General features: G+C 45.1%; 18 protein-coding genes. 2 read left to right on the top strand and 16 right to left on the bottom strand.

Annotated features, from left to right (window positions below; genetic code table 11):
• Nucleotides 1-155 precede the first annotated feature (155 nt).
• Nucleotides 156-971, top strand: coding sequence for an AraC family transcriptional regulator (locus MHH25_RS14140; protein WP_340020291.1), 816 nt, complete (start codon nucleotides 156-158; stop codon nucleotides 969-971).
• Here MHH25_RS14140 and MHH25_RS14135 read toward each other — a convergent pair.
• The 9 genes from MHH25_RS14135 to MHH25_RS14095 all read right to left on the bottom strand — a co-directional run bounded on the left by MHH25_RS14135 (nucleotide 968) and on the right by MHH25_RS14095 (nucleotide 11,010).
• Nucleotides 968-1,609 carry an HAD family hydrolase gene (locus tag MHH25_RS14135; protein ID WP_127548321.1) on the bottom strand — a complete coding sequence of 214 codons (642 nt, stop codon included), beginning with the start codon at nucleotides 1,607-1,609 and terminating at the stop codon, nucleotides 968-970. The genes MHH25_RS14140 and MHH25_RS14135 overlap by 4 nt on opposite strands.
• Nucleotides 1,610-1,637: 28 nt before the next feature.
• Nucleotides 1,638-2,231: a DUF1349 domain-containing protein gene (locus MHH25_RS14130; protein ID WP_340020290.1), complete on the bottom strand. Its 594-nt coding sequence runs from the start codon at nucleotides 2,229-2,231 to the stop codon at nucleotides 1,638-1,640.
• A gap of 94 nt (nucleotides 2,232-2,325) precedes the next feature.
• Nucleotides 2,326-3,570 (bottom strand): MFS transporter, encoded by a 1,245-nt coding sequence (locus MHH25_RS14125; RefSeq protein ID WP_051449724.1) that lies wholly within the window; start codon nucleotides 3,568-3,570, stop codon nucleotides 2,326-2,328.
• 92 nt (nucleotides 3,571-3,662) lie between these two features.
• The gene (locus tag MHH25_RS14120; RefSeq protein ID WP_036608226.1) at nucleotides 3,663-4,694 is read right to left on the bottom strand and encodes an alcohol dehydrogenase catalytic domain-containing protein; all 1,032 of its coding nucleotides are present in this window, start codon (nucleotides 4,692-4,694) and stop codon (nucleotides 3,663-3,665) included.
• A gap of 42 nt (nucleotides 4,695-4,736) precedes the next feature.
• Nucleotides 4,737-6,044, bottom strand: coding sequence for an aminotransferase class III-fold pyridoxal phosphate-dependent enzyme (locus MHH25_RS14115; protein ID WP_036670800.1), 1,308 nt, complete (start codon nucleotides 6,042-6,044; stop codon nucleotides 4,737-4,739).
• Between the two features lie 37 nt (nucleotides 6,045-6,081).
• On the bottom strand, nucleotides 6,082-7,236 hold the full coding sequence (locus MHH25_RS14110) for a glycosyltransferase (protein WP_017688647.1): 1,155 nt from the start codon (nucleotides 7,234-7,236) through the stop codon (nucleotides 6,082-6,084).
• Nucleotides 7,237-7,590: 354 nt separating this feature from the next.
• Entirely contained in the window at nucleotides 7,591-8,157 is a 567-nt protein-coding gene (locus tag MHH25_RS14105) for a helix-turn-helix domain-containing protein (RefSeq protein ID WP_036608234.1), read from the bottom strand.
• Between the two features lie 151 nt (nucleotides 8,158-8,308).
• Nucleotides 8,309-9,787, bottom strand: a complete 1,479-nt coding sequence (gene abc-f / locus MHH25_RS14100) for an ABC-F type ribosomal protection protein (RefSeq protein WP_340020289.1) — start codon at nucleotides 9,785-9,787, stop codon at nucleotides 8,309-8,311.
• Nucleotides 9,788-10,170: 383 nt separating this feature from the next.
• Nucleotides 10,171-11,010 (bottom strand): MerR family transcriptional regulator, encoded by an 840-nt coding sequence (locus tag MHH25_RS14095; protein WP_340020288.1) that lies wholly within the window; start codon nucleotides 11,008-11,010, stop codon nucleotides 10,171-10,173.
• Between the two features lie 139 nt (nucleotides 11,011-11,149).
• Between MHH25_RS14095 and MHH25_RS14090 the strand changes: the two genes are divergently transcribed.
• Nucleotides 11,150-12,655, top strand: coding sequence for an MFS transporter (locus MHH25_RS14090; protein WP_340020286.1), 1,506 nt, complete (start codon nucleotides 11,150-11,152; stop codon nucleotides 12,653-12,655).
• A 157-nt stretch (nucleotides 12,656-12,812) separates the two neighbouring features.
• On the opposite strand, the gene MHH25_RS14085 is transcribed toward MHH25_RS14090, so the two are convergent.
• From MHH25_RS14085 to MHH25_RS14055, 7 genes are all read right to left on the bottom strand, one after another.
• Complete coding sequence (locus tag MHH25_RS14085) at nucleotides 12,813-13,196, bottom strand: hypothetical protein (RefSeq protein WP_340020284.1); 384 nt, start codon at nucleotides 13,194-13,196, stop codon at nucleotides 12,813-12,815.
• Between the two features lie 138 nt (nucleotides 13,197-13,334).
• A complete protein-coding gene (locus MHH25_RS14080; RefSeq protein ID WP_047842838.1) occupies nucleotides 13,335-13,940 on the bottom strand; it encodes a pentapeptide repeat-containing protein in 606 nt (201 codons plus the stop codon).
• Between the two features lie 252 nt (nucleotides 13,941-14,192).
• Nucleotides 14,193-14,801, bottom strand: coding sequence for an N-acetyltransferase (locus tag MHH25_RS14075; RefSeq protein WP_076317975.1), 609 nt, complete (start codon nucleotides 14,799-14,801; stop codon nucleotides 14,193-14,195).
• Nucleotides 14,802-14,833: 32 nt separating this feature from the next.
• Nucleotides 14,834-15,196, bottom strand: coding sequence for an Asp23/Gls24 family envelope stress response protein (locus tag MHH25_RS14070; protein ID WP_076317976.1), 363 nt, complete (start codon nucleotides 15,194-15,196; stop codon nucleotides 14,834-14,836).
• A 165-nt stretch (nucleotides 15,197-15,361) separates the two neighbouring features.
• On the bottom strand, nucleotides 15,362-15,838 hold the full coding sequence (locus tag MHH25_RS14065) for a hypothetical protein (protein ID WP_076317977.1): 477 nt from the start codon (nucleotides 15,836-15,838) through the stop codon (nucleotides 15,362-15,364).
• Entirely contained in the window at nucleotides 15,835-17,853 is a 2,019-nt protein-coding gene (locus MHH25_RS14060; RefSeq protein WP_076317978.1) for a S9 family peptidase, read from the bottom strand. The genes MHH25_RS14065 and MHH25_RS14060 overlap by 4 nt, the downstream gene beginning before the upstream one ends.
• 21 nt (nucleotides 17,854-17,874) lie before the next feature.
• Nucleotides 17,875-18,804 (bottom strand): ABC transporter permease, encoded by a 930-nt coding sequence (locus MHH25_RS14055; RefSeq protein ID WP_091030896.1) that lies wholly within the window; start codon nucleotides 18,802-18,804, stop codon nucleotides 17,875-17,877.
• Between the last annotated feature and the right edge of the window lie 2 nt (nucleotides 18,805-18,806).

The following is an 18,806-nucleotide window of genomic DNA, read 5'->3' as shown; positions in this document are numbered from 1 at the left end:
GTTGAAGCATTTATATGAAAACGTTTTATATATTGCCCGTCATTAAATTAAAATTATTCCATTTATGTAATATAATTCTTTCTAGGTTTCTTTTAACGCTGTAACCACGCCACTTACGCACATGATCCTTTAACGAAAAGAGGAATAACACGACGATGCCGAAACCTAGTATGGGGAATCCACTGGATACCGATATGCCGCTCATGATTACAGGGCAAAACCAGTTGACCGTTGATGAATTGATGAATTGGAGCGACCATTCACGGGATTACAGCATTGTACAGTGCATCGGAGGAACAGGGCGAATCGCAGCAAAGAATCATGAATTTTCGATCAAAAAAGGGACCGCTCTCATTTTGTTCCCGGAGGTAACCTACCGTTACCACAATCTGAGTGATTCATTACGATTTGATTGTCTGTCTTTCAATGGCTATTTATTGCCACGGTTCTTGCATACCTTGCAGATCGGGGAGCTGCGCGCCTTCAAGCCGGATGGAATGCTTCATATCCTGTTGCGTGAAATTACGTTGGCGCTGCAGTCCCGGCACAAGGATCAGATCTGGCACGTATCCGCATTACTGTACATGCTTTTGGTCAGATTAACCATTGAAGGTGAACGCTATAGTGCTTACGAACGTTCTGATGCCCGATTAAGATTGGATGAAATCATTACTTTTATCAAACAAAATTATCATCAGGATATTTCTCTCCCCATGTTGGCTGAGCAGATGGACGTTACCGAGCAACACCTCAATCGGATATTCAAAAAAGAATTTCAAATGACTCCACTAGAGTATCTGATGCGATATCGGTTGTTGAAAGCCAAGGAAATGCTCATCGAAAATAACGCTACGACCGCTCATGAAATAGCCAAAGCCGTTGGTTTCAACAGTGCCAGTTACTTTGGATCAGTGTTCAAAAAATACGAAGGGATCTCCCCTATCGAGCTACGCAAGCAGTATCTGGATTAAAGCGCCTCCATATCGATCTCGGCCAGCGAGGATAACCGCAGTTCATGCATGGCGAATTCCAGACCACGCGTTACCTCGTTAGGTACGATGATACAACGAATACCTGCCGCATTGGCTGCCTTCAAGCCATTAGGTGAGTCTTCGAACACAATCGCTTCGGAAGCCTCGATCCCAAGACTCTGGAGAGCAAGAAGGTACAGTTCAGGGTCCGGTTTCACTCGTTTCACATCCTCGGATGTATGAACGACTGTGAAATAATCGAAAATGCCTAATTTCTGCAAGTAACCATGCACCCAGTCCCGTGTGGAGCTGGAAGCAACCGCTAGCTGAATCCCCTTTTCCCTCGCAGACTGAAGCAATTCATATACCCCCGGAAGAATGGCAGCCTGTCCCAAATAGACTTCGTATTTCTGTTCAGAGAGAAGTTTGATATGATCATGATCTATCTTTTTTTGGAGCGCTTGCTCCAGATACAGAAATGGATGAAATTCCTCAAAGGATGTCCCCACATTTTTCGACCATAGCTCCAGACCAAGTTCAACTCCGTGCTCTTCATAAATATCCCGAAACGCATAATACCAAGGTGTCTCTGTATCAACAATGAGTCCATCAAAATCAAATATAAATGCTTTTACCATGAACCTGTTCTCCCTCCAGGGGAGCGGATTAGAAACGTGCGGTCAAGTCCGGATGAGTAACGTTCACCGATAAAAAGTGACACGTACAGCCCGTTCCAGTTGGCGACTGAACAACTAATCCAGCTCGAAGTTCCCCTTGTATCGGCATGCCGAAATAACGAATTAGTTTCCACTCATCCCCATCGGGTGAATAAAAGAATGATATGCAGCCCTCTACTTTGCGTATACGCAGATAGGGATTAGGTACGGAGACTTCAACCGAATTACAATCATCGGATGAACCATCACGTGTCACCACCGACACGATGGTAGGCGCTTTTCCATCATATTCAAAACAAATTTTGCACCAGTTACGATCATCCGCCATCACCATCAGACATCCGGAATCATATTGATTTTTCATATCAACGGTTAATTGGGTTGTGATTTCGAAGTCCTCAGGCACAGGTATGGACAGAAATGGTGCGGTTGCACGAATATGCTTGCCCGCAGGGTCTTGGAAAAAGTCGGTGTCCGCCTTCGCTTCCACCAGCACACCTCCCTGATCCGTGTAGGACCAGATTTCGGGCTCGTTCATCCAACTCCATTGCTTCCGTGCTTCTGTTGTCATTACGTTAGTCATTTGTTAGCAGCCTCCCAAGTTAAAATATGTTCTAGAGGTAGTTCTATTTTTTTCTGTACTACATATTCGCTCCAGATACAGTAAACCCCTTTTTCTACATATTTTTGTAAGGTTCCAGCACTTGGGAGTGCTTTTGCGGATCTGGCAGGAAGAACATGATGACCATGAGTACAACATATAGACCAAGAATGACGCTGAATAACAGTGTTGGATTGTGATGGTAGAGCAGGCCCGTCAGGTAACCGGATGGAATGGCTGTAAGCGTCATGACGGTCTGCACGGCCGAGAACATATCGGCTTTCTCATGCGTACCCAATCGGTTCATCAGCAGGGAATCCCGGTACGTCTGCAAAATGAAGTTACCCGCAGCGAGCACTATTAGCGTGAGAAACAACATCCCTATATTCCCCACAGGGATCAACAGAAACAGAATGGCTCCGGCCGTGCTAAGCACGATGGAAAAACCAACATACTTTTCTTCCGAACGCCGTTTCAATCGCGGAATGATGACCAGATAGAGCAGCATGACGGTTACCGCAGTCACTACTGGGATAAACGAAATGACACGGTCATCAAATTTCAACTGTTCCTTGAAGAAAATGACCTGAAAGAAATTCAGCTGCAAGATCAGATTGGACAACACCGTGATCAGAATAATCGGAAAAAGTCTCCGTTTGTAGAACGATTTTCCAAACAGGCGCAGACTGGAACCCAAGCTCTGAAGCACGCGGGTTTTACTATGCAATCCCATAAGTTCCTTGCCGACCTCGGTCTCATCCGTGTATCGGTTACGAATGAAAAACATGGCGGTCATGAGGATGCCTCCGACAAAGTAAATGCTGGCGAGTGTAGGCACAATACCATAATCAGCAATGACCACCCCGGCAATAGGCGTGAGTACACCTGCCCCTGTAATAATCATGTTGAGAATGGCAAACACCTTCGATCGTTTGTGTTCCTCCACATCCTCTATGATCAGACAGTTAAAGGCGACCGTTACAAACTTGGATGTTGCATTCAGTAAATAAGCGATCAGGAACAGCCAGAAGTTCTGGGAGAAGGCCCAGATGAACATGGGAACACTCCAGGCAAGCAGATCAAAAATCAGTGTTGTTCGTTTCCGGCCCAGCTTATTCGTAATGGAACCCGCAAACAATTGAAAGATAAAGGCAAAATAAAGATTCACCGAATTGATTAAACCGATTTCTATGTCCGAAAGTCCGGCTTCCTTCATATATAAAGGAGCGTAAAAGAGAACGATCGTGCCCGGAATGGCCCATACCGGTTCGAGTAAAATGGAGTAGCGTGGATTCTTCGGCAAATCTTGAAGCAATTTCAATCGATATCCCTTCCTTCTGCGGTTTTCACCGCTGCGAATTCAAACTTCTCGCAGCGGCAAACCCGCTAATGTCTACATGCTTATCGTACCTCTTATAGGATAAGAGCTGTTTTGACCGAATTCATCGGCAACTTCTCTCCAGTATGCATGTCATAACCAATCGTTCCATTAAAGGCCTGTTCATAATCACTCAGCAGTTCCTTGGCTGTCACCATCTGTTCCAGTTCCGGGATGCTTTGGGCAAATTTCAGTGCCGTACTGATCATCGAGTGATTAGCAACTGCACCGATGATACTAATACCATCATTAATCACGGCTGTTGATTTGAACGTCACCTCATAGCTGTCGTCATATCCCATAGGAATAATTTTGCCGCCTTTGGCAATCAACTCAAACCCTACATGAAGTTGGTTACCAACCGCGTCCACTACAATATCAAACTTTTTGTTATTATTGATCTCGTATACTTTATCCAGTGTCAGATCCTGAGGATAAAACACATGATCCGCGATTCCTGAAGCGAACTCTTTGCGGTATGGATCAACTTCCGTACCTACAGTAAGCCTTGCCAATCGTTTGCTAACAAGCTGACACAGGGAACCGATTGCACCAGAACCGAGGACCAGTACGGAGTCACTTGGCTTAGTCCCTGCTTTCATGAACGTCTGAAGTACACATCCCAGTGGTTCGATCATCATGGCCGTTTCCCAACTCATGGAATCCGGAATGGCATAGATATACTTTTCGTCCCCAACAAAATATTCAGCAAAGGTTCCGTGTGTCGTCATCCCTACTTGATAGTCATCAAAATTCTCGCAGTAGATGAACAGACCCTCACGGCAGTATGAGCAGGTACCGCAAGATTGCGTGGGATCAACCAATACCCGATCACCGATCTTGAAACCACGAACGTCGTCGCCCACCTCAACCACTGTGCCTACGCCTTCATGACCAATGATCGTTCCTTTATTCGCCGGCACTTTGCCTTTGACAATATTCAGATCTGTCCCGCAGATGCCGGAACCATAGATTTTAATTTTTACCTGGTTTGGCTTTTGAATGGTTGGCTCCTCAATCTCCTGGTAAGTCACCTGTTTGAGATCCTGATATACGAGTGCTTTCATTGAATAATTCCTCCTAGTAGATTGTCGATTATGATCTATGGATTAAGCTTCAAACGTTTTCGAAAGTTGCATCGCATGAAGATGTTCCTGCTTCTGAATCTCTTTCCAGTCTGACAGGATCTGTAACAGCGCTTCCTCGACCCACAGCAATTCTTCCCGTGTATGGGCATCAGAGAAAATAAAGTAACCCTTGGTGAAAATGCCGAAGTGAGCCATTCTCTTCACCATGAACTCGCGGAAAGGGTCTGTCTGGAAGTTATCTTCAGCCAGGGATTGAATGCAGAAGCTTGCATACGTCCCTCTCACTTCCAATTGATCCGTCAATCCGAGTAATACAAGTTCAGATTCCAGACGATCCATGATCCGGGTTGCCGGATCACGCCAAGTCGGCCATACTTTCGCATTTTTCATTAATCGTTCACAGGCAATGGCTGCTGCGAGCGCTGTCGTTTCACTGGAATGGGCATTACTGAATCTGACCTGTCCTGACAAAGACATCAAGTGCTCAGGCCCCATAACCGCTGCGAGCGGTAAACCGTTGGCCATACCTTTAGAGATACAGAGCAGATCAGGCCAGATGTCATATTCTCCTGCTGTAGCCTGCTTGCCCATTCGAATACCGGAAGTTACCTCATCGAATATGATAATGATGTCCAGAGACCGACATAGGTTTACGGCTTGCTCCAGCGCGTCCTTTTTCCACTCGTTGGGGCATAGAACAATACATGCGATATCCTCGGGAGACGCGGTAATCTGAGCCTCAATTCGCTCCGTAGTAGGCTTGTTAACCCAGATCGTTGAACGCTCGATATCCACCGGTATGCCACGTTCTTTTGTCTGGCCACCATAATAACCGTAGGCAGACCAGTCGTGCCACCCATGATAAGCTGTCGCAATAACCTTGCTTTTGCCACTAGCGGCACGGGCCAGACGCACGGCCCCGCTCACTGCATCGGCACCACTCTTGGTGAAGCGCAGCGATGGATAACGCCCCTCGAACCGCTCCAGAATCAACTCGGCACATTCAAGCTCGATGTCGGCAGGTAAAGAAAAGCTTGTCCCTTTTTTCAACTGGTGAATGACGGTTAATTGGACTTCATGTCTGGCATGGCCCCATGGCGCCGTACCCATAGCCATTTCGCAATCCAGCCATTCATTCCCGTCGATATCTGTAAATCGGGAATTATAAGCCTCTGCACAACATACGGGGGTATGGCCCGGAAATAAACGTTCAGGTGCTTTGGCTAAAGTGCTGCATCCGCTCGGAATTACCTTCTCGACTTGTTCCAACCACTCCAGATTACGGGTAAACCGTACGGCACGATCGAGCGTGCTCTCTTTTTCTTTCACCTTAAGTACCTCCCTGTTTATTTTTGTTGTGAGTGAATTACCGAACTTTGGTTCCAGGCCAGCATCCATCGTATATGCGATCCATCGTGATCACATTGCCATACAGATCAATGATCAGATCCTTGGCTCGATGAGCATGTCTCATCTCAATCCAGTAGCGGTTCTCCAGCAAACGGGCGAAATTGTCCACCAAAAACAGTAACCGGTTCTCACTATGAATCAGTTCCTTGCCTAGTACCTGTGGCAGCCAGATGGCCCCATTGGAATTAAAGCGGTTTGAATAGTCCCGTACTTCGGCTACATTTGCAAATTCGGCTTCCTCCAACTTGGTCCAGAATGTATCGGCATCACTTCGAACCTCGGCAAGGTCAATCCCGACAATCGGCAGATGCTGGTATTCCTCTTGGCTTTCCAGCTGTGCTTTCAGATGACTGAAAACGAATGGCCATACATCAGCCTCGATTTGACCGCCCCACTTTTTCCAGAAGCGTGCCAGATTGTTCTTGCGGTTGAAGTTGCGGTGAATCCCGCTGCTGCGTTCCCAGTGATACGCTTGAATATTCGGGTTAATGACCGTATCGTATCCGGCAGCTCGTGCCCGCATCTGATAATCAAAGTCCTCGTATCCGTTAAAGAACTTCTCATCGAGGTTACCGATGGTCTCATACACCTCCCGCTTCATGCCAAACATGGCAAACACCACCAGTTGAACAGAGAAGGTTTCTTTTGGGATATCATCAGGAGATGCGTTCAGGAACAGGTGTCGGCCGATGGTGTCCGCAAAAGCAATGCCGCAATGCTGCACGCCTCCTGTTTGCGGATACAACAGAACCCCTCCAATCATGCCGATCGTAATATCGCTATCCAGTGTCTCTTTCATCATCGGTTGCCAGTTCGGTTGAAGAATGGTGTCAGAATCCAGGAAGAAAATGTACTCTCCCTTGGCAAGACTCAGTGCGCTATTAATCGACACGGCGCAACCGAGTGGAAAATCATGCTGAAGAATCTCGATGGTCACACCCTCTCTTACTTCTTGCTTCAGTTTATCCAGATGTTGAAAGACTGCTGAGCCGGAACCATCGTTGATGAAAATAATCTGAGTGGATGGACTTACCGTCCGGAGTAGCGAATCTGTGAACAGGTTCAAAATGTTATAGTCCTGGTTGACTGGCACAATAATGGTGTAAAGCATGGAATCCCTCCTGATTTGGGTTGATGGAATGAGTACATAAGCTGATTTTGAACTGCACAATTGCTGGTGCTTCTGTCCGGCCCCCTCGTTTGAATATTTTGTCTTTATTTGGTAATGATTTGAATCTACTAGAAATTTATATCATTTTTTGTAAACTGAAAATCTTAAATTCTGAACTCTGTTAATATTTGAATATGTGAGAAAATCAAGTCGTTGCAGCTTGCGCACTAAGAAACGCTGTTGTGAACGCAAAAAAACACCCTCAAAGAGTCTGTGTATCTAACGATACATTCGACTTTTTTTGGGGTGTTCGCTTGATGGAAATCTATTGATTCTCGCTGAATTAACCTTTAGCTATCGCTGCTTAAATCCATGATAAAACGTATCCACCACAAGCGCGGGGGCTGCTTTTCTCGCGATGTGACCACTTACAACCTGCTGCCACGTCAGGAACATGATGGAATACAACACATCGACAATCCAGGTTTTATCGAGATCGGAGCGGAAATAACCTTTCTGTTGTAACAGACCGACCGCGTGTAGTACAGGTTCTCTCAGTTTCAGATCCGCTCCCTCAATCTCGGGATTATAGTTAATGGTGGTGTCATGAGCCAGAAAATAAATTTTGTCGCCTAATGGAATCAGCGCCTCGATCAGCTCAGGTATGTACTTTTCACAGTGCTCCTCATCCAGTTGGATTTCTTTCATGGTCTCACTGACCACCTCGATTGCGCGTAATCCGAGATATACCATGAGCTGTTCACGGCTTTCCACATATCGATGTAACGTAGCGATCCCGATTTTTGCAGATTCTGCAATCTCATTCATAGAAGCATTCGGTTTTTCAATCAGCAACTTGGTGGCCTCGTCCAAAATGGAATGGAGCCTGGTTTGTTTGATTGTTGTCATTTCCTTTTTCATTGGTATTACACCTCTTGGCGAATTAGTCTACAATTGATCTAGTCATCCATCAAATGATTGGATGAGATTATAAAATTATAGCATACTTCCTCACGAGTAATACTAAAAGCCGCCATTTGGCGGCTCTTAACATGGTTATCTTTCACGTTACTTACAGTTCGATGATTCTCGTTGCAATATTTGTACAAAATTCACGATCATGCTCTACAAAAAGCAGGGTTGGCGAGTATTCCAAGAGTAAATCTTCGATCTGCATACGTGAAATGACATCTACAAAGTTGAGTGGTTCATCCCAAATATGCAGATGAGCTTTCTCACTAAGACTTTTAGCGATGAGCACTTTCTTTTTTTGACCTGCGCTAAACGTTGAGATATCTTTCTCCAATTGCAGTCTGGAAAAATCCAACTTTCGAAGTATCGATTTAAACAGGCTTTCATCAATCCCCTGTGTGGCCGCATACTCAGATAAATGCCCTCCGAGATCGGACGTGTCCTGCGACACATACGAGATTTTAAGCTGATGATCCTTTCGGAAAAGACCTGTATAAGGGATATCTTCACCACAGATCAGTTTAAGAATGCTTGATTTGCCAGATCCATTTTTACCGTACAGGGCAATACGACCCCCGTTTTCAACCGTGATACTGACATTCTTACACACCGTATTGGAGCCGTATGATATCGACACATGTTCCAATTCAACAAGTTCCTGCTTGTGAAAATCCAGCTGATGAATCTGTAAACGTTCTGCACTCTCGATGTTTTTGAGAAGTTTGGATTTCTCTTGAATCGCAGATTGCTGCCTTTGTTCGATATTTTTGGAACGTTTCATCATTTTGGCAGCCTTGTGCCCAATATATCCTTTATCCACCTTGGAACCGGAATTTCTCGTACCATTTTTGGTTTTTTCAACTTCATGCGACCATCCACCGGTCCGTTTGGCTGAATCGGATAAACGCTTGATATCCTTTATTAATTTCTCATTACTCGCAAGTTCAAACTGATCTTGCCTTCTTTTATTTTCCCACCAAGCGGAGAAATTGCCTTTCTGAATCTCGATGTTACTTTTATTGATGGAAAGGATATGGTCCACGCTGTGATCCAGAAACGCCCGATCGTGAGATACCAAAATAAATCCACTCTTGCTGCCAAGATAATTACTGACAATTTGTCTTGCATGAAGATCAAGATGATTGGTAGGTTCATCAATGAGCAGAAACCGATTATCCTTCAGGAACAAAGCAGCCAGCATCACCTTTGTTTGTTCTCCGTTGGATAACGTATCAAAAGGCCGATACAACACATCTTCTGACACTTTTAACAGGTTAAGCTCGCGCACAACTTGCCAGTGTAGATATTCAGGATGAATCTCGCTGATGACATCAACGGTCATGGCTCCCTTATTTTCTACCTGGAAAGGAAAGTATTCAAAGCTAACATTCGCAGAGATATGTCCGCTGTATTCATATTTGCCAAGCAACAGATTGAGGAAAGTCGTTTTGCCTCTGCCGTTCCTTCCGGTAAAACCCAATTTCCAATCGGAGTCCAACTGAAAACTAACATTTTCAAATATATTATCGTAACTGCCTTCATAAGCAAAGGTCAGGTTGGTAACGTTGATTAAAGACATGCATATCATCCTTTTTATGTGAAATATAAAAGTAAACTGACGGGATTTCACCATAGAACATGGCATGGATTCCCTCACTTTAATATTTGAACATAATCAGAATTTAGATTCGCTTATACAATAAAGAAACCTGGCGATAAACCACTCAGCGCCAAGTAGATCTATGCATAGGAGGACAAAGTGTCGGATTCTGATTAGTCATATTGTGAACCATGCCACTGTTCATGTTTGTTGACAGGTCCACATAAACATCCACAACCTCTAATTCAGTCATGACTCTATCCCCCCTTTGAAAGTTCAAAATTTAATACAGAAAACTTAACATGGAATACGATATGGGTCAAGACAGCGTAGCCTCGATCTCATCTTCCATCCCCGTACCGTTAAACCATTGTGTTTAATGGCTTACACACCTCTACGTAAATTTTGATGATGTACTCATCGGGATTACTTTCTGCAAAATAAGTGAGCAGGTCCAGTGCATACACATGTCCACAGACTTGCAGTCCCTCTTTTTCTATCTCCTCTTTCATGAGGGAATACGTCTCCGGCATGCTTTCGTATGAACCTCGATGATTCATGACGGCATACATCCCTTTTGGCTTAATCCATATCGTTTCCCCTGAAATGGGAGCTTTTATTTTGTTGCCAAAGTAATCCGGATAGTATTCTCCTGCCTCATAGTGCTCCTGAGTTAAGATCGTCCATACCGGAAACTCATAGTCGATCATCTGTTCATCACAATGGGTCCTGTATTCAATGAATTTACGGAAGAATTCCTTATCCCCATCCCCTTGTTCCAGTTGTACAGCAATAAAATACTCCAGCTCACATTGTTCAATATGTAGCCCTTCAGGAGAAGCATCCGTGGCTTGTTTCGTCATTTCAATGGCACCACTTAGCAGCTTTTGCATACGTTTGATTCGTTGTTGCTCCAACTCAAGTGCCTTTAATTTCTGTTCAAACAGCTCAATTAACAATGGTGTATTCTGATTTTGAATAAACGACTTAATCTCTTGGAGTGAGCTTCCTGCCTTCTTCAGCACATGTATGACATCCAGCACATACGTTTGTTGCATACCATAATAGCGGTAGCCCTTGGCATTGGTATATTCAGGCTTTAACAGCCCAATCTCGTCATAATGAAACAAGGTATGTTTGGTCACTCCGCAGATCTTGGCAAATTCACTGGTGGTAAAATGTTGTGCGTGATGTCCAGCCATCTATGGGCCCTCCATGTACATATGTAGTCTAAGTTTTATCAATATAAATGCATTATAGTGTGTAAAGAAAAGTTTGACTATAGGGTTACCCGATAGTTTAGTCTTGAATTGTAAGTTATTCATATCGTCGGAGGGAAACATGTCTAAATTCAAACGTTGGATGATTCTTGTTATTGTCTCAAGTGCACTATTACTCATTGTGATGGATATGACCATCCTGTACACAGCCCTACCCAGCTTGACCCATGATCTCGGTGCATCTGCTTCGGAGAAATTATGGATTCTGAACGGTTACTCCCTTGTCATGGCGGGTCTTCTTCCTGCAATGGGAACACTCGGGGACCGTCTTGGTCATAAAAAAATATTCACCCTGGGCTTGCTCGTCTTTTCTGCTGCTTCTCTTGCTGCTGCCTTTTCTCCAGTACCGGCTATGCTGGTCATGAGCAGAATTCTTCTAGCCGTAGGTGCCTCCATGATGATGCCAGCGACATTGTCGATTATCAGAGTTACGTTTACGAATGAGCGAGAACTCGCACTGGCAATCGGCATCTGGGGTTCCATTGCATCAGGTGGTGCTGGATTGGGACCGATTGTTGGTGGACTGCTTCTTCAACACTTCTGGTGGGGTTCTGTGTTTCTGATTAACCTGCCCATAGCCATTATCGCTTTTGTATTCGCCTTGAGAATGATCCCTAAACATCAAGGGGATGCATCGAAAAAGTGGGACTTCACCAGTTCCATTCAGATCATGATTGCCATGGTCGGAATTATCTATTCTATTAAGGAATTCACAAGACGCGAAGGATCTCTCACACTCGCTATCATTGCTGCTGTGATCGGTGTTCTGTCCCTGATCATCTTTATTCGCCGTCAGTATAACAGTCCCAATCCGCTGCTGGATCTGTCCTTATTCAAAATCCCAAGATTCAGCACCGGCTTTATTACCGCACTGGTTGGCTTGTTCGCACAAATGGGTGTGCAATATATGGTCACTCAGCGGCTTCAGCTGGTGGAAGGCATGTCACCTCTTCAGGCTGGACTATTCACCGTATCCATACCTGTTGCAGCACTCATCGCCGGACCTGTTACGGGGGTCATTATGCACCGTGTGGATGTTGTATATATCAAAAGCTTCACTCTTTTCATCGCTGCCCTTGGCATGGGGACGTATCTGATGTATTTCAATGCTGGGTTCACCGGGCAGATTATCGGCTTGGCACTGCTTGGTGCAGGTCTTGGATCAGGGATGACCGCTGCATCACATTCCATTATGAGTTATGCCCCACCACACAAAGCGGGCATGGCCGCTTCCATTGAGGAAGTGGGTTATGAGCTGGGCGGAGCATCCGGTATTGCAATCATCGGAAGCATGTCGACCCTTTTCTACACACTCGCTATGAAGATTCCTGCGGGGATTAGTGTGCCAGCCAATGCGAAGGACAGTCTGGATGAAGCGCTTATCGCTGCCGAAAGCTTGCCTGCTGCGTCTGCTGAATCGCTCAAAAATGCCGCCTTTGCTGCATTTGACCAATCCTTCTTTGTTGTCATTGCAGGTGTGACCGTATTTCTGTTCATTGCTGCTCTGATTATGAGTTGGGTTGCTGTGCGGTTGAAACGAACCCACAAGCACAGCGTTAAAACGTAATCAAATTCATTTCATGAAACAAAGCGAGGTATATACGAAATATGTCAAAAGAAGAGGATTAACTCAATTAAATTCACATCAAAAACCACTACCTGAGTTGTTTCAGGTAATGGTTTTTGATATGCCTGATAACCGAAGCTTACCACCATGCGGCACCTCACGGAACATAGGCATCCTCTACCTCAACTTTTCGTTCATTCCCCATCGCAATGTATCTTACGTTAATGACATTTCCTTTCTGAAAATGGGGAATATGTGTGATTGGAATATAAGTCTCTACAATTGTTGGGAAGGTGCGGCCGTCAACTTGGGTTACAGTCAGATCCAATCGCACGCCAGGCCTTCCATCCCTACTGGATGATGTCTGCACAATATCATGAATTATTGCTTCTGTTGGAATTCCGTCCATCAGAATGCTCTTGCAAAGGTGATGTTTCTCTTTATTGTTACGTAGCAGTTTAAATGCCATAATCGTAGTGATCGTGCCTGTTATAAGCCCAAAGACAATAATAGCAACAATAATAATTAATGTGACGGTCATGATAACCTCCTTTTAGTTGAAACTTATGTTAACTACTTCTTGTTTAGATCTCTTTTTCCTGCCTATTCTCTCTGAATCGGAAAACCTCAAAGTCAAAAAAGCCGCCTTAAGGGCGGCTTCATGCTGTGTATGTTCAACTCAATCTACTTTCGCACCATACGATCGTACAAACAGAACAGCTTGTTCGCGATCCAAACGTACGCCTTTGATATCCAGTGATTTCAGATCGATGCCTTCCAGGTTAGCCCCTCTAAGATCGGCTCCTTGCAACTTGGCTCTGCTTAATACAACTCGGGTAAGATCACTGTCTCTCAAATCCGCTTTGGTGAAATCCGTGTCCGTAAAGTCAGCCTCAAAGAAACGAATTCCTCGCAGATCCTGTTTCCCCAAACGTGTATGTCTCAGATTTGTGTAGGACCAATCGCCGTGACTCAGGGTAATGCCATCCATTTGCGCACCAGAGAAGTCTGAGCCTGTCATCTTGCAAGAGCTGAATTTGGAAGCAAAGAGATTTGCACCACCGAAGGTGCAGTTTTCAAAAGCCGATTCCGTATGAATCGAACCATTCATGGAAGCCCCTTTGAAGTCACACTCGATAAAACGACAGTTACTCGTTTCGATTTCTTCCATAGAAGCGTTCATAAATGTACACTGCTTGAAAACACAACTTATGAGTTCTCCATAGCGTAGATCACGTCCCTCAAAATGTACTGCTTCATATTCCTGATCCTTATATTGATACACTGGTTACACCCCACATTGTATATTTCTCCGTCTTTCTTCATTAAAAGAACTTTTTATACTATACCACACCCCTGTCAAGTACCTGCTTAAACACCCGCAAAAGTCAAGTTACTTTTTTTATGAGAAAAATCTGAAAACTAAAAAAGAGACGCATAAAGCGCCCCTCCAGCTCACACTTTTAACTGTTCCAATGTGGGCTTATATATATGAAACTCTCCAGTTAGCTGTTTGTTCTATTCCTATCAGAAAACATTACACCAGTTTTTTGGACATCCTGTACAGGGATAACGAAGGTTTATTGATTTCCCCTACTCTCTGGTATCCCAAACGCTCGTAGAGTTTAATAGCTAGCAGATTTTCCTTTTTAACCGTAAGTGAAGATTTGGACAGACCTTGTGTTATAGCTTGCTCCTCAGCAAAATGAATGAGCTGTGTCCCTACACCAAGACCTCTGCTTTCAGGCAAGGTAGCCAATGTTCCGATGTGGTACTCGTCGTTCTCCGCTTCTTTTAATGTCACCATGGAGTAGAACTCTTTCCAGTGTTGGAGATTATACTTAATCAGGCTCCATTTACGAAGTTCAAACAGTTTGGAGAACGTTGGCAAAGCAAGTTTGTTCATTATAGTGGTCGGATAACACATGATCATGCCCAGCGTTTGGTTACCCATTTTAGCTTCATAAGCGTACTGGTGACTGAATCGATTCTGATTCGAACGCCATAACTTGTTAAATGTTTTTTCTATAACGCCTTTATCCTTGGTACCTGCAAGCGAATAGGCCATATATTCAAGTGCCATCTGATTTAGTTGCCCGCCGACTACTGATTGTGGACTGGCTTTTGTTATGGAAATCTTATTCATCGCTGTCACTCCTCTAGGTAGCTGAAATTGGATTAAAGCTTGGCAGCAGGTTGGTTAAATGATAACCCCTCAACGATCACATTCACCGTATCAATGGTTAATCCGGTCAGCTGTTCCACATGCAATCTCACATTGTTTTGCAATTCCCTGCAGACTTCATGCACTTTGGTTCCATAACAAATGACAACCTTTACGTTTATCTCCAGTCTTGATTCTACCTTGCGGATATCTATGCCATTTTGCAGACTTTTCCCGCTCCACTTTTTGGTGACCCCTTCTATAAGTCCTGTCGACATGGAGGAAATCTCACTGGTGGTATTCGCGATCTTGCCGACAATTTTGGAGATCACATCATCCGATATTTGAATTTTTCCCAAAACATTTTGAATGGACATCCCATGTCCTCCTTTTTATACCTGTATTTTTGATAGATAATAATATCATTTAATATAAATATAAATCATGCGGTGTCCGATTTCAACTTTTGAATTCAGTCGTCCTCATTTCTACCTGTACATAGCAAAAAAACCGCGATCGTCGCGGTTTCTTCTTGGTCCATATTAAGGGAACTTCAATTGAATACGGACAGGAATGCGGGAGGATATCCCACTCTCTTTGCTACCTTCTTCTGCTGCCTCTGTTTCTTCTGCTTGCACGATCCACTGCCTGCCAATTAACGATTGTAGCAGTTCAATCTCTTGTGCGGTCAGACGAATATGCTTCAGTGACAGTTCATCTTGAACGTAATCCCGATCCACCTTACGGTCAAACCGGAAATCGAGCAATCGTTTCAACCCGTTAATATGCAAAAACTTGAACTCATAACCTTGACGTATCGCCTTTTCCCAATCGTCTCCGATATCAGCTGCTGTCTGTAGTCTTTCATCAAAATCCATCGCGGATTCCTTAACCAGAGGCAACAAACGGGAATAGTCTCGACGTTGTAAACATTCAATAATCACTTCTTTTGGTTCCCCACTTGTCAGAACATTCTCTACAAGAAGCCCTACAGGAATGGACAGCTGAGTTCGATTCATTGCTCGCCCTCCTCATTCCCGAGGTACTGATTGAACCAGGCATTCACCTGTTCGAAGCTATCGATACGTAATGAAGGTTTACCGCTTTTCAGCAAACTGTGGTTGGAGCCCGGATAACGAATCAGTTTGGTCTTTTTGCCGTAACGTTTTAGCGTAGTATATAATTCCTCCGCTTGCGCAATCGGTGTCCGATAGTCCTGCTCTCCGTGCATGATCAGAAGTGGCGTCTCAATGTGATGTGCATGGGCAAGAGGTGAACGGGACCACAGGAATTCAGCGTTTTCGGCCGGATTACCACCGATGACTCCCTCAACATAAGAAATTCCGATATCGCTCGTTCCATACATGGACAACCAGTTGGAGATGCATCGCTGAGTTACAGCCGCCTTGAATCGGTGGGTATGCGCTACAATCCAGTTGGTCATCACTCCGCCATAACTGCCACCCGCTACACCCAGACGTGATGCATCAAGGAAATCGTATGTAGCCAGGGCATAATCAACAGCTTCCATCAGATCCCGGTAATCCCCTCCGGCAAAGTCACCACGGCAAGCTCTGGCAAACTCCTGACCGTATCCCATACTTCCGCGAGGATTGATCCACAGCACAGCATAACCTTGCGCAACGAGTGTCTGCATCTCATGACTATATGTTCCCGTATACATTGCGTGGGGTCCACCATGAATCTGCAAAATCAGTGGCAGTTTCCCATTGGTGTCACGTATTGCCGGTGTGGCTAACCAACCTTGAAGCGGCCATCCATCGGAAGACTTAAACTCTACACGTAGAGGCACATTAACAGCTAATTCAGCCAAGAATTCATCATTTCTGCGGGTGAGTCTGAACATTTCACCACTGTCGATATCCACGCGATATAACTCTCCAGGGTGTTCATCCGTCAACGCAGCGATAACCAGCGACGTACCATCTGACGTTAAGGTATACTGATACACATCCTTTTCACCAGCGCCCGTAACGGATTGACACGCCCCATCTTCTTGAATACGGTACACGTCCACATTCCCGTTATGTGTTCCGAGTACATATACACCGCGTTCCGGATGATGGGCATCCGAGATAGGAGAAGGTGACGCACCTGCCGACTTCATATCTCCAAGCGCCGCGTTACCAATCTGCATATCTAATTGAGGTGCGATTGGCCTGGGTATACCTCGATGAACGGGAACAGCGTATAAGCTGTTGTGGCTCCCGCTTCCATACTCACGATCACTGGCGATCAGAATCAGCTGCTGCCCGTCGGACGAATAGGAGAATTGGCTTATCGCCAGACTGGAATCCGTCACTTTGAACAGATCACTTTCTCCCAATCGAATGCTGTATACATCGGTAAAGTAAAGCAGATCCGCATCAAGTTCCTCGTCCTCTACTTGCTTCGAAATGAAAGAAAGCTGCTTGCTATCTGGCGACCATGCCGGAGCACTGATATTCCATAGCCCGGAAGTCACCTGTGTGATCTCCCCGCTTTTGATCTCATATACAAACAACTGGCTGTATTGACCATCCCACCAGCCAGCCCCTTCCGCCTTCGGCGTTGTACGCTCGAAGACTTTACCTCGCAGTAAAGGTACAGACTCCTGTTGGACGTCTGCTTTCTTCTGTTGGTCCTCCGGTTGTACTTTGCTGGTAAACGCAATGTACTGCCCGTTCGGCGACCAGATATAACTCAATATTTTACATGCGGGAGATATCAGCATAACCGGCTCTTTTTGATCTGAATGGAGCGTCCATAATCCTTTGCCCCCATCTACTGAGCGAATGAATGTGAGCTGTGTGCCATCCGGCGACCAAGCAGGTGAGGAATCCTTTGTTCCATCCGAAAGTGCAATATCTTCATCACCATCGAGGGAAATCCCTCGAATTTGCGTGTTATATTCGTTTTTATCCTGATCTATGGTCTGTTCCACATAAGCCACTTGTCCGTTAGAACTGATCACCGGGTGACTTATCCAACGATAATGACGCAGATCCTCCGGCATAATTGGTCTTTGGTTCATATTGATGGCTCCCTTCTCCGTTTATTTATGGGTTGTCTCCGTACGTGGATCAAGCACATCACGCAGCCAATCTCCAAGGAAAATAACACCGAGTACGGTAAATGTAATGGCTAGTCCCGGGAATGTAGCGACCCACCAGCTTGTTGCAACGTATTGTCTGCCATCACTGAGCATCCCTCCCCAGGATACATCAGGTGGTTTGATACCTAGACCCAGGAAACTGAGTGAAGCTTCCATAATAATCGTTGTGCCGACATTCATACCGCAGATGACGATAAAGGATGAAAGGATATTCGGCAGAATGTGTTTCAGAATCAATCTTCCATTCTTCGCACCAATCGATCTGGCCGCATGAACAAAATCACGCTCTTTGATACTAAGAACCTCACTTCTTACCACACGGGTGAATGGAACCCAGTTCGTCACCCCGATGACAAAGATCAACGTTGTAATACCCGGGCCAACAATTGCCATCACAACAAGCATGAACAGAATGGTTGGAATCGCCATGAATGCATCACCTACACGCATGATGACAGCATCCAGCCATTTCCCGTAGAATCCGGATACCAGCCCCAGAATCGCGCCAATGATTCCTGACACAATCACGGCACCCATACCCACGATTAAGGAAACTCGGGCACCATATACAATTCGACTCCACATATCTCTACCAAGATTATCGGTACCCAGCCAATATTCGGCCGTTCCACCCTCAAGCCATGCCGGTGGTTTAAGTCGGTTGAGCGGATTCACCGCTGCCGGATCATGACTCGTCAATAGAGGTGCACCTATGGCAATTAACACAACCAACAATACAAGCACAGCACCAAACATTCCGGTCTTGCTGATGATCAGTTGTTGCCAGATATAACGAAATCCCGTTGGTGCACGCCCATTATCTTGTTCCTGTTCTGTACCCGGAATTGGCATTTCATTGCTGCCTGTCATAT

It is taken from the genome of Paenibacillus sp. FSL H3-0457 (assembly GCF_037981725.1).
Taxonomy (GTDB): Bacteria; Bacillota; Bacilli; order Paenibacillales; family Paenibacillaceae; genus Paenibacillus; species Paenibacillus amylolyticus.
The sequence above is the reverse complement of the archived record's forward strand: the minus strand, read 5'-3'. Positions and strand labels throughout refer to the sequence as shown.

Coding starts and splice junctions, on each gene's coding strand:
- MHH25_RS14130 (WP_340020290.1), bottom strand. CDS start 2,231: ATGACTAACGTAATGACAACAGAAGCACGGAAGCAATGGAGTTGGATG.
- MHH25_RS14055 (WP_091030896.1), bottom strand. CDS start 18,804: ATGACAGGCAGCAATGAAATGCCAATTCCGGGTACAGAACAGGAACAA.
- MHH25_RS14110 (WP_017688647.1), bottom strand. CDS start 7,236: ATGCTTTACACCATTATTGTGCCAGTCAACCAGGACTATAACATTTTG.
- MHH25_RS14095 (WP_340020288.1), bottom strand. CDS start 11,010: ATGGCTGGACATCACGCACAACATTTTACCACCAGTGAATTTGCCAAG.
- MHH25_RS14135 (WP_127548321.1), bottom strand. CDS start 1,609: ATGGTAAAAGCATTTATATTTGATTTTGATGGACTCATTGTTGATACA.
- MHH25_RS14070 (WP_076317976.1), bottom strand. CDS start 15,196: ATGTCCATTCAAAATGTTTTGGGAAAAATTCAAATATCGGATGATGTG.
- abc-f (WP_340020289.1), bottom strand. CDS start 9,787: ATGTCTTTAATCAACGTTACCAACCTGACCTTTGCTTATGAAGGCAGT.
- MHH25_RS14060 (WP_076317978.1), bottom strand. CDS start 17,853: ATGAACCAAAGACCAATTATGCCGGAGGATCTGCGTCATTATCGTTGG.
- MHH25_RS14105 (WP_036608234.1), bottom strand. CDS start 8,157: ATGAAAAAGGAAATGACAACAATCAAACAAACCAGGCTCCATTCCATT.
- MHH25_RS14120 (WP_036608226.1), bottom strand. CDS start 4,694: ATGAAAGCACTCGTATATCAGGATCTCAAACAGGTGACTTACCAGGAG.
- MHH25_RS14090 (WP_340020286.1), top strand. CDS start 11,150: ATGTCTAAATTCAAACGTTGGATGATTCTTGTTATTGTCTCAAGTGCA.
- MHH25_RS14085 (WP_340020284.1), bottom strand. CDS start 13,196: ATGACCGTCACATTAATTATTATTGTTGCTATTATTGTCTTTGGGCTT.
- MHH25_RS14075 (WP_076317975.1), bottom strand. CDS start 14,801: ATGAATAAGATTTCCATAACAAAAGCCAGTCCACAATCAGTAGTCGGC.
- MHH25_RS14065 (WP_076317977.1), bottom strand. CDS start 15,838: ATGAATCGAACTCAGCTGTCCATTCCTGTAGGGCTTCTTGTAGAGAAT.
- MHH25_RS14140 (WP_340020291.1), top strand. CDS start 156: ATGCCGAAACCTAGTATGGGGAATCCACTGGATACCGATATGCCGCTC.